This is a genomic window from Abyssisolibacter fermentans, from assembly GCF_001559865.1.
GTDB lineage: Bacteria > Bacillota > Clostridia > Tissierellales > MCWD3 > Abyssisolibacter > Abyssisolibacter fermentans.
The window spans coordinates 56,220-72,694 of the sequence record NZ_LOHE01000079.1 but is presented as its reverse complement, the minus strand read 5'-3'; the positions used below and the strand labels follow the sequence as shown (position 1 = coordinate 72,694).

The window sequence follows — 16,475 nt, the reverse complement described above, 5'->3', positions numbered from 1 at the left end:
ATAAAATAATATATTTTACTAGACTCATTGTTATTTTTATAGATAAATATATCTGCTATTGACCATGCTTATACCATTTGATAGTTTTTTCAAGTCCCGTATTGATATCATATACAGGATTATATTTTAATAATTTATTAGCTTTACTTATATCTGCTAAACTATGCTTTACATCTCCTGATCTTTCACTTGTAAATTTGGGTTTTATATCAACATTAAGATATCTGCAAATTTTATTATATAAATCAATTAATGTAATCCTTTTGCCACAAGCTATATTGAAAACTTCACCTATAGCTTCATCTTCTGCGATACAAGCTTTTAAATTAGCTTCGATAACGTTTCCTATATACGTGAAATCTCTAGACTGTAAACCATCTCCATAAATAGTAGGAGCTTTTTTATTTAATAGCTTGATAATAAATTTTGGTATTACAGCTGAATATATTGAATTTGGGTCTTGTTTTTCACCGAACACGTTAAAATATCTTAATCCTATTGTTTTAAGTCCGTATAGTTCACAAATATTTTTTCCATACAATTCATTAACTTTCTTAGTTATAGCATATGGAGATAATGGTATACCTAATTTATCTTCTTTTTTTGGTAAGGTACTTTCATCACCGTACACGGATGATGATGATGCATAAATAAACCTTTTGATTTTATATTCCTTTGCAGCTATCATCATATTAAGACTACCAGTTATATTTACATCGTTTGTTGTTCTAGGATTTTTAATTGATCTTGGTACAGACCCTAGTGCAGCTTGATGAAGTACATAATCAATTCCATTACATGAACTAAGGCAAATATCCGTATTTCTTATGTCTCCTTCGATAAGCTCAAAGTTATTATTTTTTAAAAATATATTTATGTTTTCTTTTTTTCCAGTTGAAAAATTGTCTAGTACCCTAACTTTATATCCCAAGTCTAGCAATTTCCCAACAATATTTGAACCAATAAATCCAGCTCCACCTGTAACTAAAAAACTGGTATCCTTTGATATTTTACTTCTGAAATAATCCATACTAAAGCCTCCAATATTTAAAACCATTCTTTTGAGCGTTTTCCTTATCAAAAATACCTTTTACATCTATAAGAACTGGGTTTTTATCTGAACACATCTTCTTTAAATCTTCATAGCTTGTATCAGCAAAGACATCATGCATTACTGCAAATATTAAACAATCCATATTTTTTATTTCATCTAGATTTTTTAGTTTTATACCATATTCATCAAATACTTCTTGAGGATCACAAATTAAATCAACAACACTTACAAATGCACCATATTCCTTTAATTCATTTATTATATCTATTACTTTTGTATTTCTTATATCAGGGCAGTTTTCTTTAAATGTAAAGCCCATAACTGCAATGTTAGCTTCTTTTATTTTTTTATCGCTTTTAATAAGATTTTTAACAGTATTTTCTGCTACATATTTACCCATATTATCATTTATTCTTCTACCTGCAAGTATTACTTCAGGGTAATATCCAAGATTCTCTGCTTTATAAACTAGATAATAAGGATCTACTCCTATACAATGACCTCCAACAAGACCGGGATTAAAATTGATAAAATTCCATTTTGTTGATGCGGCTTTTAGTACAGATTTTGTATCAATTTTGAGTTTGTTAAATATTATTGATAGTTCATTCATAAAAGCTATATTTATATCTCGTTGAGCGTTTTCAATAACTTTTGCTGCTTCTGCTACCTTTATATTTTCAGCTTTGTATATACCAGCCTCAATCACTAATTCATACACCTTCGAAATAATATCGAGCGCTTCATTATCACTACCTGCTACTAGTTTAACTATATTTTCAAGTCTATTGATCTTATCACCGGGATTTATTCTTTCGGGAGAATAGCCTACTTTAAAATCGATGCCATGTTTTAATCCTGATTCTTTTTCTAAAATATTAATACATATTTCTTCAGTTACACCAGGGTATACAGTAGATTCATAAACTACTATTGAACCTTTCGTAAGATTTCTTGCGAGTATTTCACTTGCAGCTATAATATATTTAAGATTAGGTGTTTTGTCTTTTTTTATTGGTGTTGGCACTGCAACAATGTGAAACTTAGCTTCTTTAAGCTTGTTTTCATCATTAGTAAAATATGCAGTAGTTTCCTTTACCATCTTATCACCAACTTCTTTTGTTACATCTATACCATTTTTATAAAAACATATTTTTTTAGCATTTATATCAAAGCCTATAACTTCTGCTTTTTTAGCAAAAGCAATAGTTAGAGGCATACCAACGTAACCAAGACCTATTACTGATATTTTTTCTTTTTTATTAATTATCTTGTCAAATAAATTCATAATTTCTCTCCCTACTATATGATTACAAGTTTTACTTTTATACCATATAATATGGTCAAGATAATAGTTATGTGAGTTAGAATAGTTGTTATAGGTTCTTATATGAATATGTTTATATACATATATTTTTAATTTTGGGAATAGTTAAAAATATTAAAGGATTACATTAAAATATAAGGTTTCAATAAAGTGGTACAATAAACCAATGTTGAAAATCATTTACACATGTGATATATTAAAAGAAAAGGCATTTTGCAAATAAAGAGTGAAGTGCCTTGTTGCATATGAAATAATTACCATTAAATAGAAACATGAACTTAAGTATCATAAAGTACATAAATGCTATTTATCAACTTGTTTTTGTAAATATATAGAACTACCATTAATATAGTTCTAGTTTGATATAAAATTAAACAATAATGAGGAGGGTATATTATGAATGTAGCAACACTTACTGCAACAGTAAGAAATGAAAAAGGTAAAAAATCCAGAAGGCAAGGATTTGTTCCAGCAGTAATATATGGACATGCAATTCAAAGTGAATCAATTAAGTTAAATTATCAAGATGTGGTTCGTGTATTAAATCAATATGGCGGTAGAACTAGAATTATTTTAAATATCAATGGTGAAAAGAAAATAGGTATTATTAAAGATGTTGATATTGAGTCAACTACATCTAAAATACAGCATTTAGATATTCAACTTGTTAATAATACAGAAAAAGTAAATTGGGAAATCCCAATTATTTTTACAGGTAGAGAAGAATTAGAAAGAAGAAGATTGATACTTCAGGTTAATCTACCTCAAATTAAAGTTATGGGTGAGCTAAATATTATTCCTGATGCCTTAAATATTGATGTAAGTAATAAAGAGGCCAATGAAACAATTACTATAGCGGATTTAAAATTAGATGATAAAATAAGAGTAAGTAAAGCTTCTGACACAGTATTAGCAATTATAAAAGCAGCAGATATTGTTGTTGATACCCCTGATGATGAAGATGATACCATCTAATAACATATAAAATATAGAATCATTCACTCAAAGCTGTAAGAATCATGGAATGTTATTTGTGATTTTTGCAGCTTTATATGTTTGTTTAGAATTTGGAAGGATATATAAAATTATAGTCTGAAAAGTATTTTTTTACTTAAATTTTACCAAAAACACTTTAATGTTATACTTTAATGTGGTATTCTAATAATAAAATTTAAAAAATTTTTAATATTTAAATTTTTTTTAACATTACACATCAATGCTTTAAAGTTAGATAGTAAAAATTTTGGTTTGTATCAGGAGGATTATTATGCATAAGAAATTATTTATTCCAGGTCCTGTTGAAGTTGATCAGGATGTACTGGATCAGATGGCTAGACCATTAATTGGTCATAGAACAAAAGAAGCTTCTGAACTTCAAAGAAGTATTAGTGATAAATTAAAGAAGTTATTTTATACTAATAATGAGATATTATTATCAACATCTTCTGGAACTGGGTTAATGGAAGGTGCTGTGAGGTCGTGCACTAGAAAAAGGGCAGCTGTATTTTCCACTGGAGCTTTTGGGAACAAATGGTATGAAATTGCTATAGCAAATGGTATAGAGGCAGATTTGTATCAAAGTGAGCCGGGTAAACCTATAACAGCTGATATTGTTGAAAAAGCGCTAGCTACTGGCAAATATGATTTAATCACGCTTACTCACAACGAAACTTCTACAGGAGTTATGAATCCTGTTAGTGAAATTAGCAAGGTTATTGAAAAATATGAGGATATTGTTTATTGTCTAGATACTGTTAGTTCGGCTGGAGGTGTAAAAATTCCTGTAGATGAGTGGGGGGTAGATATTTGTATAGCATCTACTCAGAAAGCTTTAGGTGTTCCACCGGGAATGTCCATTTGTACAATATCAAAAAAGGCTTTAGAAGTTGCTAAGACTGTTAAAAATAGAGGTTTTTATTTTGATTTACTAAAATTACATGAAGCTATTATAAAGAAAGATTATCAATATCCTTCAACACCATCAATTTCGCACATGTATGCACTGGATTATCAGTTGGATAAAATTTTTGAAGAAGGTTTAGAAAACAGATATGCCAGACATGAAGAAATGGCTAATTATGTTAGAACATGGGCAAAAAAACATTTTGAATTATTCGCTGATGAAAATTATGCATCTATTACATTGACAAATGTTAAAAATAGTAGCAATATAGATGTTAGCAGTTTGGTATCTCAGCTTGATGATAGAGGATATTTAATATCAAACGGGTATGGCATATTGAAAAATAAAGCTTTTAGAATAGGTCATATGGCTGAAACGAGATTAGATGACATTAAAGAATTGTTAGGTGTTATTGAAGACATTTTAAAGCTTTAATTGAATAAATTACCACAGGTTAAAGTGTTGTAATTTGTATTAAGTGATAATACAATATAGTATAGGGGGATTTCTTATGACAGTTTTTAAACCATTTAAGGCGCTAAGACCAGTTGAAGAGTTTGCGAATAAGGTTGCTTCTTTACCTTATGATGTTATGAATAGACAAGAGGCAAAAAAAATGGCTTTTTCTAATGATAAGTCTTTTTTACATGTTGTTAGATCTGAAATAGATCTAGATGATGACATATCACCATATGATAATAGAGTTTATCAAAAAGCAAAAGAGAATTTAAACAAGTTTATTAACGAAGGTTTTCTAAAAAGAGATAAACAGAAGTGTTTTTATATTTATAGACAAGAAATGAATGGTAAAATACAAACAGGTTTAGTAGGTTGTGCGGGTGTTGATGACTATTTAAATAATAAAATTAAAAAGCATGAACATACTAGACCATCTAAAGAAATTGATAGAATTAACAATTTTGATTATTGCAATGCTAATACAGCACCGATTTTTCTAACTTATAGGAAAAATAAAGAAGTAAGTAACATAATTCAGTCTTGGATGGATAATAATAGACCCGTGTATGATTTTATCAGTGATGATGAAATTAAACATATAGTTTGGGTTATTGATAATAAGGAAATTATTGAGAGCTTAATTAACATATTTAAGAAAATTGAATATTTATATATAGCAGATGGTCATCATAGATCAGCATCTGCTATAAAAGTAGCTTTAAAAAGAAGAAAGCGAAACACTAATTATAATGGAAATGAAGAATTCAATTACTTTTTATCTGTTGCTTTTCCAGATGAAGATTTGTATATAATGGATTATAACAGAGTTGTTAAGGATTTAAATGGATTGACATCAGATGAATTTATAGAAAAAATAAAAGAAAAATTTGAGGTTAGACCTTACGAAGGACAAGGATGTTACAAGCCAAATAAAAAGCATGAATTTGGCATGTATTTAGATAATAAATGGTATAGCTTGATAGCTAAAGAAAATACTTTTAACAAGAATGATGAGGTTAGTAGTTTAGATGCATCAATACTACAAGATAATCTTTTAAAACCTATATTAGGAATTGATGATCCTAGAACAAATGAGAGAATTGATTTTATAGGAGGTATTAGAGGGTTAGAAGAACTTGAAACTAGAGTAGAAAATGACATGAAGGTAGCTTTTTCTATGTATCCAACTACTATAGAAGATTTGTTAAAAGTAGCTGATGCTGACAAGATTATGCCGCCAAAATCAACATGGTTTGAACCAAAGCTCAGAAGTGGATTATTTGTACATGAACTAGACTAGAATAGAAGGTGGATTACTAATTATGAGAGTATGGGCGAGTACGGTAGAAAGATATTATGGTGTTGCATTTAGATCAGTTCTTAAAGTTGTTAATACTGTCAAAAAAAGGGTATATAAAAATGAATGTAAAGTTCATCAATTTATAAATAACCAATCGCTAAGAATTATTTATGAAAGTGGTCATTATCGTGAATATGAATTATTAGAATACTATAAAAAAGATTTAAACAAAGGTGTTGTTTGGGCAGATCAAGATTTTAAGAGTATTGGACATTTTTATAATCCGATTAAAGAAAGAGGTTTGTATGGACACTATAACGCCCTATATCTTGCTGAGAAATATTATAATCTAGCTTTGGACAATTGGAATAATGGTCTATTTGAAAATGCTATATTTAATTTAGGGGCATGTGTTCATCTTATTCAAGATGTTACAATTCCACAACATGTAAATATACGACTATTAGATAAACATAGAAAGTTTGAGTCATATGTAAAAAAAATCTATAAGAGAGTAAAAGAATATAAAAGTCATGAGGAAATTATTTACAAAAACAATGTAAAAGAGTATATCTGTTATAATGCTTATAATGCTATTCATCTTTATAATTCATATAATAAAATTGAAAATGATAAAGATAGATTTCGTAGGATTTCATTAGAGGCATTGCCTTTAGCACAGCAATCTACAGCAGGATGTATGCTTATGTTTTTAAAAGATGTATGTTTTATTGATAACACAGTAGAAAATACAATGTGATTTGGGCAGGAATATTTTAAAAAAAATTGCTTAAGCATTTTAATTTACAATGAATGATAAAAATATTTGATAAACTTAAATTTTATGATATCATTAAAATAAGAGAAGATTGTATGTTATTTAATTATGCAATGAGCAAAGCAATTTATATAAAGGAGGGTGTTTAACCGTTGATTAATAGTAGCTTTGCATTGATTTAAATCAATCTAAGGATCATTAAGGCAACGGTTTTATTATGTTTAAGATAATTAGTGATAGTTCTTGTGATTTGAATGATAAATTAAAAAAATTATTAAATATTAATATAGTGCCACTAAATATTCAAGTTGGTAATAAGAACTTTTTGGGAGTAGAAAGTTTAAGTCCGCAAAAAATTATTGGTGAGATGAAAAAGTGTTTAACATCTCCTAAAACTTCAAGTCCATCACCAGAAAAATTTATTAATGCTTTTAAAGGTATAGAAAAAGTTTTTGTAGTAACTCTTTCATCTAAATTAAGTAGTACATATAATAATGCGATGTTAGCAAAAGAGATCTTCTTAGAAGATATGGGTAAAAAGTTTATTCATGTGTTTGATTCAAAAAGTGCATCAGTAGGTCAAACTTTAGTAAGCATGAAAATAGCTGAATATATACAACAAAACTTATCAGAAAAAATTATTGTTGAAAAGGTCAACAGTTATATAGATGAAATGAAGACGTTTTTTGTATTAGAGTCATTAGATAATTTGGTGAAAGCTGGAAGAATAAGTAAATTAAAAGGAAAATTAGCTTCAACTTTATCTATCAAACCAATTATGAAAGGTAATGATTTAGGTGAAATAGAACTTGTTAAAAAGGTAAGAGGTACAAAAAAAGCTTTAGAAAAATTAATTGATATAATTGAATCAGAAGGATTAAATATAGAGGATAAAATATTAGGTATAACTCATTGTAATTGCCTTGATAGAGCGTTGAAATTTAAAGAAGATGTTGTAAAGAGACTTAATTTTAAAGATGTTATAATAGTAGAGGCAGCACCAATTAGTACAGTTTATGCTAATGAAGGTGGTATAGTAATAGCTTTTTAGTTGACTATAATTTTATTCTTTATAGATATGTAATGATATTATTAAACCTTCCTCTTAAATTTCAGAAAATATTTTTATGTGGCAGGTTTGAATTTTTTGTAGTATAGTATAAGGGGTTGTCTCAAAATACTTGTTTGAGTTGCCCTTTTTGGTTGTTTCAAAATGAGTAAATTTAAGGCAATTTGCAGATTAATTGAAACTAAGAATCATTTTTATTTCCATTCTCTATTCAAAGTAGAAATTGTCTATTTTAGACAAACTTTTAACAAGTTATGATTTTATAGCTAAAAGGATGATATTATGCAAATAATTAAGGATTTTGATATAAAATTAAATAAAAAAGTTGTACTTAATATTTTAAATTATGATATGAACTCAAATGAATATAATTATGTTGATAAGGTTTATCAAGATGTAGCTGAGGAAGTAATACATAATATTAATCCAAGAGCAGCTTTCAAGCTGATGGTTAAGCCTGAAGAATATAATTTTGAAGTTTTTTATAATTGTAAATATATCTATTTATGTTTGTTAACAGTTGGTAGAGATATAAGTATGTTAATGCAAAAATATTTTATTGATGGTAAACATATAAAAGGCATAATGATTGATATTATGATAGATTATATTTTATTTGACATAAGTAATCAGCTATATGATAAACTTTATAACCATGCTGCAAAATTAGAAATGGGTTTAACTAATAGAATAAGTGCTGGAGATGAAATTTACTCAGATAAAACTGTTTTACCACTAGAATATCAAAAAGATATTGCAACTAAATTATCAGCATCTTCAAAGCTTGGTATATATACAGGTAGCAATTATATATTAGATCCCATTAAATCGTTAGCAAGTATATATGGAGCAGGTACTAATCTGGAAATAAAATACAAGAATCATGATTGTAGCAAATGTAAGAGTGTAAATTGTAGGTTTAGAAAAATATAATGATTAAAGCCTAAAAAAATTAATTTTACTAATAATAAAATAGGCAGTTTCCAAATTCTCTTTTAAATTGGTATAATTTATTATATAATAATTATAATAATTATAATAATCATCCTAAATAATTTAGGCTAACTAGGAGGGGATAATGTGGAATTGTTAAGGGGTAAACCAGTAGCTGATAGTATAAGTGAAAATTTAGAGAAACAGGTTAATGAGTTTAAGAAAAATAATAAAACTCCAAGACTTGCTATTGTAAGAGTAGGTAATAATCCTGATGATTTAGCTTATGAAAGAGGAGCTAAAAATAGGTGTGCTAAGATTGGAATTGATGTTGAAGTACACGAGTTAGAAGCTGATGTGAATAAAGATAATCTTGTTGGTTTATTAAGAAAACTAAATGAAGACGATTTGGTAAATGGGATTCTTGTATTTCGACCACTACCAAAACATATTGATGAAGCAGACATAAAATATGAAATATCCTACAAAAAAGATGTAGATTGTTTCAATCCTATAAATTTCGGTAAATTATATGAAGGTGATAAATCAGGCTTTGTTCCATGTACAGCTGTTGCAGTAATGGAATTACTGAAATTTTACAATATAGAGGTTAAAGGTAAAGATGTTGTAATAATTGGAGCTTCTAATGTAGTAGGTAAACCAGTATCATTTTTACTATTAAATGAAAGAGCTACTATTACAATATGTCATAGCAAAACCAAAAATACACCTCAGATAGCAAGCGAAGCAGATATAATTGTTTCAGCATGTGGAATTGCAAAAATTGTTAAAGAAAACTATGTTAAAGAAGATGCTATTATAGTAGATGTAGGTATTAATGTGGATGAGAACGGAAAACTTTGTGGAGATGTTGATTTTGATAATGTAAAGGACAAAGTATCAAAGATTACACCAGTACCTAAAGGGATAGGTTCAGTAACGACTTCTATATTAGCAAAACATGTTATTAAGGCATTTAAAATACAAAATGGTATTTTATAATAAAGGGTTGTAGTTTAACTGTTTTATTAATATGAGGATATTAAAGGTAAGAAATTTTTTATGTAATAATACACATATTAAACAAAAATTTATGGCAGGTACTTGAGCTATAGAAATGTAGAATCTAGTGATGAATATATTTTATTAGCTAAAGTAAGAGAGGTATATTTATCATTACTGGTTTAATTCATAAGAGGTTATTATACAATATCAGTGAAAAAGATGAGAAGGTTTAGAATTAAAATAGTATAATATAACGGGCTATATAAACTATATTTATTATTTGAACGCATAAGTATACATGTAACTGTATTCGACAATTTTATAGTAGATGTATAGCCATTGACAGTTCCTAGTTACTGTATTGGTAGTTTATGCAAAGGCTATATTTAAAGAGTGTATCATTTTGCATTAACTACCAATTTAAATGAAGGGGGTGTTGTAATGTTTGGCGAAGTCATTTTAATACTGTTTGGTATTTTAGCTATTGCTAAACCAGAGTTTCTTTCGAATTCATGGAAATATAAGGATGTTGAACCAAGTGATGCAGCTATTTTTTTTACAAAATTAATTGGATTGATATTGATAATATTTAGTTTGATTAGGATAATATTTTATTAAGCTAGACAAATAGTGGGTAGCTTTAACTTTCGCTTTAGGTTAGTGTATTATATTACCTTAGGCTTAAACGTTTAACTAATACTAGCAATTATTTCCTCAGAAACGATATTGAACATATGTTTAATTTAAATTTATTGAATGAATAGCTTAAATATGCAATAATAGATACAAGTGTATTTAATAATATTAGTAAAACAAAACCTTTTCATGGGGGAGTGGCATGAAAGATATATATGAAGAAACATTTATGAAAGAACTTATGAAAAATAATAAATATGAGTTTTTATCCAAAAATTCTGAATTATTAGTTGGAGAAAAAATAAAAGATTTTATAAAGTATTATAATACTACGGATATGCAATTGGCAATGGAATATATGTATATTCAAAGTGAGATTTCTGATAAAATTTTTGATAATATTTCAGAAGGTATTGTTATAACTGATGAGAATGCCATTATTCAGTGGGCGAACCTAGCTTTTACAGAAATAACTGGTTATACAATACAAGAAGCAAAGGGGAAAAAAACTTCTTTATTAAAATCTGATAGCCATGAACCAAAATTTTATGATAGCATGTGGAAAAGCTTAATTAATGAAGGTTTCTGGGAAGGTGAAATATGGAATAGAAGAAAAAATGGAGAGGCTTATTTAGAAATACTTAAAATTAAATCAATTAAAAATGATAATAATAAAATCATTAAATACATAGCCATATTTACAGACATCACCAACATTAAATCATCAAAGAACAATTATAAAGTTAATTATGATCCGTTGACAGGATTACCTAATAGACTTCTTCTAAATGAAAGATTAAAAATAGCTATTGAATATGCTAAGTCACATAATACTAAATTATCTATATTATTTTTAGATTTAGATGATTTTAAAAAAGTGAATGATGGATTAGGGTTTGAGATTGGAGATATGTTATTGAAAGAGGTATCGGCGAGACTTAAAATCTTAATGCATGATAGAGATATAGTTGCACGGATAGGAGCAGATGAATTTATAATTTTAAAGTATGATGTAGGTTCCAAATTGGATTTAACTAATATAGCATCCAAATTACTAAATGTTTTTAGTAACAAGTTTGTAATTAAAGGACATGATATATATATATCTGTTAGTATTGGGATTAGTGTATATCCTAAAGATGGAGAAGATGCAGATTCGTTAGTAAAGAATTCTAATTTAGCTATGTATCAATCAAAGAAAAAAATTGGTAATAAATATGAAGTCTACGGATTATTAGTAGATGAAAATGCTACTAAAAAAATTAAATTAGAAAATGATTTGAGAAAAGCTTTAGAAAATAATGAATTTGAAGTTTATTACCAACCTAAAATTAATTTACTTACAATGAAAATCATGGGTGTAGAAGCGCTTATTAGATGGAGACATCCTGTAAAAGGTATAATAAGTCCAGTAAAATTCATACCGTTAGCTGAAAAAAATGGACTTATTGAACCAATAGGTGATTGGGTATTAGAAACAGCCTGTAAACAAAGTATAGAGTGGCAAATACAGGGTTATGAACCTCTTATTATGTCTGTTAACATATCAGCAGTACAATTTAGATCCAGGCATTTAGTTAAAACTGTAAATAGAGTTTTAAAACTAACAGGTTTAAAACCTCAACTGCTAGATTTAGAGATAACAGAAACTACAGCTATGGAATCTATGGAACACACCGTTAAAATCATGAATGAGTTGAAAGATATTGGTGTATATTTATCTTTAGATGATTTTGGAACTGGTTACTCATCTTTGGGTTATTTGAAGAAATTTCCATACGACTATTTAAAAATTGACAAATCTTTTGTTGACGATATAACTAAAACAGATAATGATCTAAATTTAGTTAAAAGTATTGTTGCTATGGCGCATAGTTTAGATATGAAGGTTGTAGCAGAAGGTGCTGAAACAAAGGAACAGGTAGTTTGCTTAAATGAAGTAAAGTGTGATCAACTTCAAGGGTATTATTTTTATCCACCTTTAAATGCTAATGGGATAAGAGAAATTTTAGATTATGAGGAATAAGGAGCTGCTTAATTATATAAAATGATTTTGAAGTGTATTAATTTAAAACTTATATAATTAATTGTATATTGCATATGTTAAATAAATATGTAATAATATTATATAACCATTTTGTGTATAATAATTATAAATTTATTATTAGAATTTTGATTTATATTTTTGTTATAGAAAAAAGTTAGCCTTGAGAAGATTTATAAAGGTTTCATAAATCTTGTGATAATAAAGATAAATCGATGAATAAGATTAGTAAATGCATTGAAATGAAAAGCGATTTGAGGATGGTGTGAGCTCGAAACAGGGATGTGCATTGAATGGACTTATGAGTTCAAATCTGAAACCAGAGTAGGATTTGACGGTATTCGCCGTTATGAATAAGTGGGTATATACCAAGTTGAGTGGTACCGCGGAAGTGAACTTTCGTCTCATTATAGACGTGAGTTTTTTTGTACCCTAAATTTGATTTGTGTGAATTACTTACTCATTTTAAGAAATCAAGTGAGAAAGTTTCAAAATAATACTAGGAGGTATTAATATGGACAAGAAAGTTATATTTAGTGGTGTTCAACCATCAGGAGAATTGACATTAGGTAATTATCTGGGAGCTATAAAAAACTGGGTTAAACTTCAAGATGAATATAATTGCTATTATTGTATTGTAGACTTACATGCTATAACAGTGCCTAAAGAAGCTAAGATATTAAGAAAAAGATCACTGGAATTATTAGCTTCATATATTGCGTGTGGAATAGATCCAGAAAAGAATACATTGTTTATTCAATCGCATGTTAGTGCACATGCTGAATTGTCATGGGTTTTGAATTGCATGACATATATGGGTGAACTTAATAGAATGACCCAATTTAAGGAAAAAGCTAAAAAGAATGAAGCTAATTTAAATGCTGGTTTATTCACTTATCCAGTTTTAATGGCAGCTGATATATTGCTTTATCAAGCAGATTTAGTACCTGTAGGTCATGATCAAAAACAGCATTTAGAAATAGCTAGAGATTTAGCAAATAGATTTAATAATAGATATAGTGAGACATTTAAGGTGCCTGATCCATATATAACTAAAGTTGGAGCAAGGATTATGAGTCTTCAAGATCCTACTAGCAAGATGTCAAAATCAGATGAAAATGATAATGGCTATATATTGTTACTCGATAAGCCTGATGCAATAACAAGAAAGATTAAAAGAGCTGTTACTGATTCAGAAAACTTGGTAAAATACAATGATGAGCAGCTAGGAATAAAAAATCTAATGACTATTTATTCTACAATAACAGGAGAAAGTATTGAAGAAATAGAAAGCAAATATGAAGGAAAAGGTTATGGACAGTTTAAAGGAGATCTAGCTGAGGTAATCATTGAAGGACTTAGACCTGTAAGAGAAAAATTTGATTATTTAATGAAAAATAAAGATTATTTAGAAAATATATACATGGAAGGTGCGAATATAGCTGAAAAAACAGCAAGAAAAACACTTAGAAAAGTATATAAAAAAGTTGGCTTTATACCAAGAAAGTTTAAGTAATTTTGTTAAGAGGGGAGTTCATTACTCCCCTTATATGTTAGGCAGTCTATTTTAAATTATTAATTGCTTTTTCAGCAAATTCGGTATTAACAATTTTTTCATAAGGGGCACGTTTATCTAGTTCACCCGCCATCTCAATAATATCCATCATGTGCTCTAAGCCTTCTTTAGTTAGCACCGGGTTAGGTGTCCAAGTATCTTGGCTCTTATATCTTTTTATTAGATTTATTAGTGTATCTTTATCTGTTTCTGGGAATTGCGAGAATATTGCATCTGCAATTTCTTCTTCAGTGTGATTTTGAACCCATAACATTCCCTTATAAATAGCATTAGTAAAGCCTTGAATAACATCAGGATTATTTTCAATATAGTTTTTAGTAGCCGAGTAACAGGTATAAGGAATATAACCTGCTTCTGTTCCTATGGATGCTAATATAAAGCCTTTACCTTCTTTTTCAAGAGTAGTCGCTGTTGGCTCAAATAAGGTTACATAATCGCCTTCTCCTGCTGTAAAAGCACCTGCCATAACAGCAAATTGAATATCTGTTCTGATTTTCAAATCTTTACCGGGAGTGAGTCCATTTTTTATAAGTACGTATTCAAGAGTCATTTCAGGCATACCGCCTTTTCTGCCTCCTATAATAGTTTTTCCTTTGAGATTATCAAAAGTAAAGTTTTCGTCTTTTTTTCTTCCTATCAAAAATGATCCGTCTTTTTGTGTTAACTGTGCAAAATTAATAGCATAATTTTTCTTGCCTTGATTATAAACATAGACTGAAGCCTCAGGTCCCATAAATCCGATATCGGCTTGACCACTTAATAAAGCAGTCATTGTTTTGTCAGCACCTTTTCCATTTGAAAGTTCTATCTCTAAACCTTCTTCTTCAAAGAAACCTTGAGTTATAGCAACATATTGTGGAGCATAAAAGACAGAGTGAGTAACTTCTACTAGTTTTACTTTTTTTGTAGTTCCATTTTCGTTCCCAATAGTAAATATAGCAACTATTATTACAACAATGATAAACAAACAAAAAATTTTTTTCATAATAACCTCCTTATTACAATAAGTTAAAAAATCTCAAATTTAAGATAAAGACTTTTTTTATTATATTCTACTTAATTTCAAAATGTGAATAAGCGATAAATTACAGGCTTTGGTTTGTTCAAAGAAAAAGTAAAATACTACTCAAAGCGCAAACTGTACCAAAGATAGAACCAGTGAAACAAAATATGCAATATTTAAAATTTAATAAATTTAGTATTATGATTAAATAATGACAACAGATAAAAATCACCATTGGTCTGTAGTATAACAAAAATTATTAGTCAACTTATTTTGCTCATAAGTATTACAAAAAACTTAATATATTTAAGCAGGTTATATAATTTGTTATATTTAAAAGAGGATATTAAAAACATAAAAGTTTATATGGAGTTATAAAGGTGAACATAATATGATATAATATTTATTGCAAATAAATTAATACATAAGGAAGGTTTTTGTTTGATGAATAGAGAAAGAGAACAAGTATTTGATGAATTCATGGAATTAATATACAAAATTTCTAGAGATATACATGCATATGATTCAGTTCCACGAAACTATGGAACAGATGATTTGTTATATATGGTTGAAGCACATACTATAAAATTAATCGGTAAATCTGAGCGTATAGGAGTAACTGATATTGCGAATATAACAGGAAAGACTAAAGGAGCTGTTTCTCAAATAATTGATAAATTAACTGAAAAAAAAATAGTAAATAAAGAAAAGGAACCTGAAGATAATAGGAGAATAAAATTATCCTTAACAGAAAAAGGACAAAAAATATTTGAATTTCATAAAGAATTAGATAAAAAAAATTACCAAATGTATCTAGATAGCATAAAAAACGTAAGAACTCAAGAAATTTCAACTTGTTTGAAAGTACTGCGTAACATGGATAAATATGGGAAAAATTCATAAAGTGACATTTAAACAAAATACTTGACAAAATACGAAGAATCATATTATACTAGTAAAGTAATAAAGTATTTATTTTTTATATTATTATAGTATAGGTCCTAAACTATTAAAATACATAGGAAATTATACATTAGCTGTTACAAATATAATTTTCCTAATGTATTTTAAAAAGATAGCCTTTGAGGAATGAAATAATAGCTTTATACACGCAAATAGTATAGATGCTAAACTAATGTAAAATAATAGCAAAATGATTTTTTTTATTCGAATAGTATAGAACCTAAACTATTATGTGATGTTTTATCTTTTTATAGTTTATATTTTGTCACCTATCAAGAAATAGGTGTAAAAATAGACTGTAAAAAAACGTTTGCTGCAAATAAATTAGCAAACATAGATTACTCATTTTCAAAGGTATATAAATTATTAAATAAAGTAAGAAGGTGAGATGTATAAAAATAGCATTAAACGAGATTATAAGCTAG

Annotated in this window: 14 protein-coding genes and 1 other annotated feature; of the genes, 11 read left to right on the top strand and 3 right to left on the bottom strand. The window is 27.9% G+C overall.

Annotated features, from left to right (window positions below; all coding sequences use genetic code 11):
* Positions 1-55: 55 nt before the first annotated feature.
* Both AYC61_RS15650 and AYC61_RS15645 read right to left on the bottom strand, forming a co-directional pair.
* A complete protein-coding gene (locus AYC61_RS15650; protein WP_066504536.1) occupies positions 56-1,030 on the bottom strand; it encodes an SDR family oxidoreductase in 975 nt (324 codons plus the stop codon).
* A gap of 1 nt (position 1,031) precedes the next feature.
* Entirely contained in the window at positions 1,032-2,342 is a 1,311-nt protein-coding gene (locus AYC61_RS15645; RefSeq protein WP_066504533.1) for a nucleotide sugar dehydrogenase, read from the bottom strand.
* A gap of 435 nt (positions 2,343-2,777) precedes the next feature.
* Between AYC61_RS15645 and AYC61_RS15640 the strand changes: the two genes are divergently transcribed.
* The 10 genes from AYC61_RS15640 to trpS all read left to right on the top strand — a co-directional run bounded on the left by AYC61_RS15640 (position 2,778) and on the right by trpS (position 14,024).
* Positions 2,778-3,356 carry a 50S ribosomal protein L25 gene (locus AYC61_RS15640; RefSeq protein WP_066504530.1) on the top strand — a complete coding sequence of 193 codons (579 nt, stop codon included), beginning with the start codon at positions 2,778-2,780 and terminating at the stop codon, positions 3,354-3,356.
* A 292-nt stretch (positions 3,357-3,648) separates the two neighbouring features.
* Entirely contained in the window at positions 3,649-4,719 is a 1,071-nt protein-coding gene (locus tag AYC61_RS15635; protein WP_066504527.1) for a pyridoxal-phosphate-dependent aminotransferase family protein, read from the top strand.
* A 76-nt stretch (positions 4,720-4,795) separates the two neighbouring features.
* Entirely contained in the window at positions 4,796-6,043 is a 1,248-nt protein-coding gene (locus AYC61_RS15630) for a DUF1015 domain-containing protein (protein ID WP_066504524.1), read from the top strand.
* 22 nt (positions 6,044-6,065) lie between these two features.
* A complete protein-coding gene (locus AYC61_RS15625; RefSeq protein WP_066504521.1) occupies positions 6,066-6,803 on the top strand; it encodes a zinc dependent phospholipase C family protein in 738 nt (245 codons plus the stop codon).
* Between the two features lie 235 nt (positions 6,804-7,038).
* The gene (locus AYC61_RS15620) at positions 7,039-7,872 is read left to right on the top strand and encodes a DegV family protein (protein WP_066504518.1); all 834 of its coding nucleotides are present in this window, start codon (positions 7,039-7,041) and stop codon (positions 7,870-7,872) included.
* Between the two features lie 300 nt (positions 7,873-8,172).
* Positions 8,173-8,823 carry a hypothetical protein gene (locus AYC61_RS15615; RefSeq protein ID WP_066504515.1) on the top strand — a complete coding sequence of 217 codons (651 nt, stop codon included), beginning with the start codon at positions 8,173-8,175 and terminating at the stop codon, positions 8,821-8,823.
* A 147-nt stretch (positions 8,824-8,970) separates the two neighbouring features.
* Positions 8,971-9,825 (top strand): bifunctional 5,10-methylenetetrahydrofolate dehydrogenase/5,10-methenyltetrahydrofolate cyclohydrolase, encoded by an 855-nt coding sequence (locus AYC61_RS15610; RefSeq protein WP_066504508.1) that lies wholly within the window; start codon positions 8,971-8,973, stop codon positions 9,823-9,825.
* A 444-nt stretch (positions 9,826-10,269) separates the two neighbouring features.
* Positions 10,270-10,446, top strand: a complete 177-nt coding sequence (locus AYC61_RS21400; RefSeq protein ID WP_156456491.1) for a DUF6199 family natural product biosynthesis protein — start codon at positions 10,270-10,272, stop codon at positions 10,444-10,446.
* A 220-nt stretch (positions 10,447-10,666) separates the two neighbouring features.
* A complete protein-coding gene (locus AYC61_RS15605; RefSeq protein ID WP_066504507.1) occupies positions 10,667-12,490 on the top strand; it encodes a putative bifunctional diguanylate cyclase/phosphodiesterase in 1,824 nt (607 codons plus the stop codon).
* Between the two features lie 224 nt (positions 12,491-12,714).
* Positions 12,715-12,918, top strand: a binding site (T-box leader).
* 98 nt (positions 12,919-13,016) lie between these two features.
* Complete coding sequence (gene trpS / locus AYC61_RS15600; protein WP_162265480.1) at positions 13,017-14,024, top strand: tryptophan--tRNA ligase; 1,008 nt, start codon at positions 13,017-13,019, stop codon at positions 14,022-14,024.
* A gap of 46 nt (positions 14,025-14,070) precedes the next feature.
* On the opposite strand, the gene AYC61_RS15595 is transcribed toward trpS, so the two are convergent.
* A complete protein-coding gene (locus tag AYC61_RS15595; protein WP_066504500.1) occupies positions 14,071-15,069 on the bottom strand; it encodes an ABC transporter substrate-binding protein in 999 nt (332 codons plus the stop codon).
* Positions 15,070-15,531: 462 nt separating this feature from the next.
* Between AYC61_RS15595 and AYC61_RS15590 the strand changes: the two genes are divergently transcribed.
* Positions 15,532-15,990, top strand: coding sequence for a MarR family winged helix-turn-helix transcriptional regulator (locus tag AYC61_RS15590; protein WP_242866818.1), 459 nt, complete (start codon positions 15,532-15,534; stop codon positions 15,988-15,990).
* Positions 15,991-16,475 lie beyond the last annotated feature (485 nt).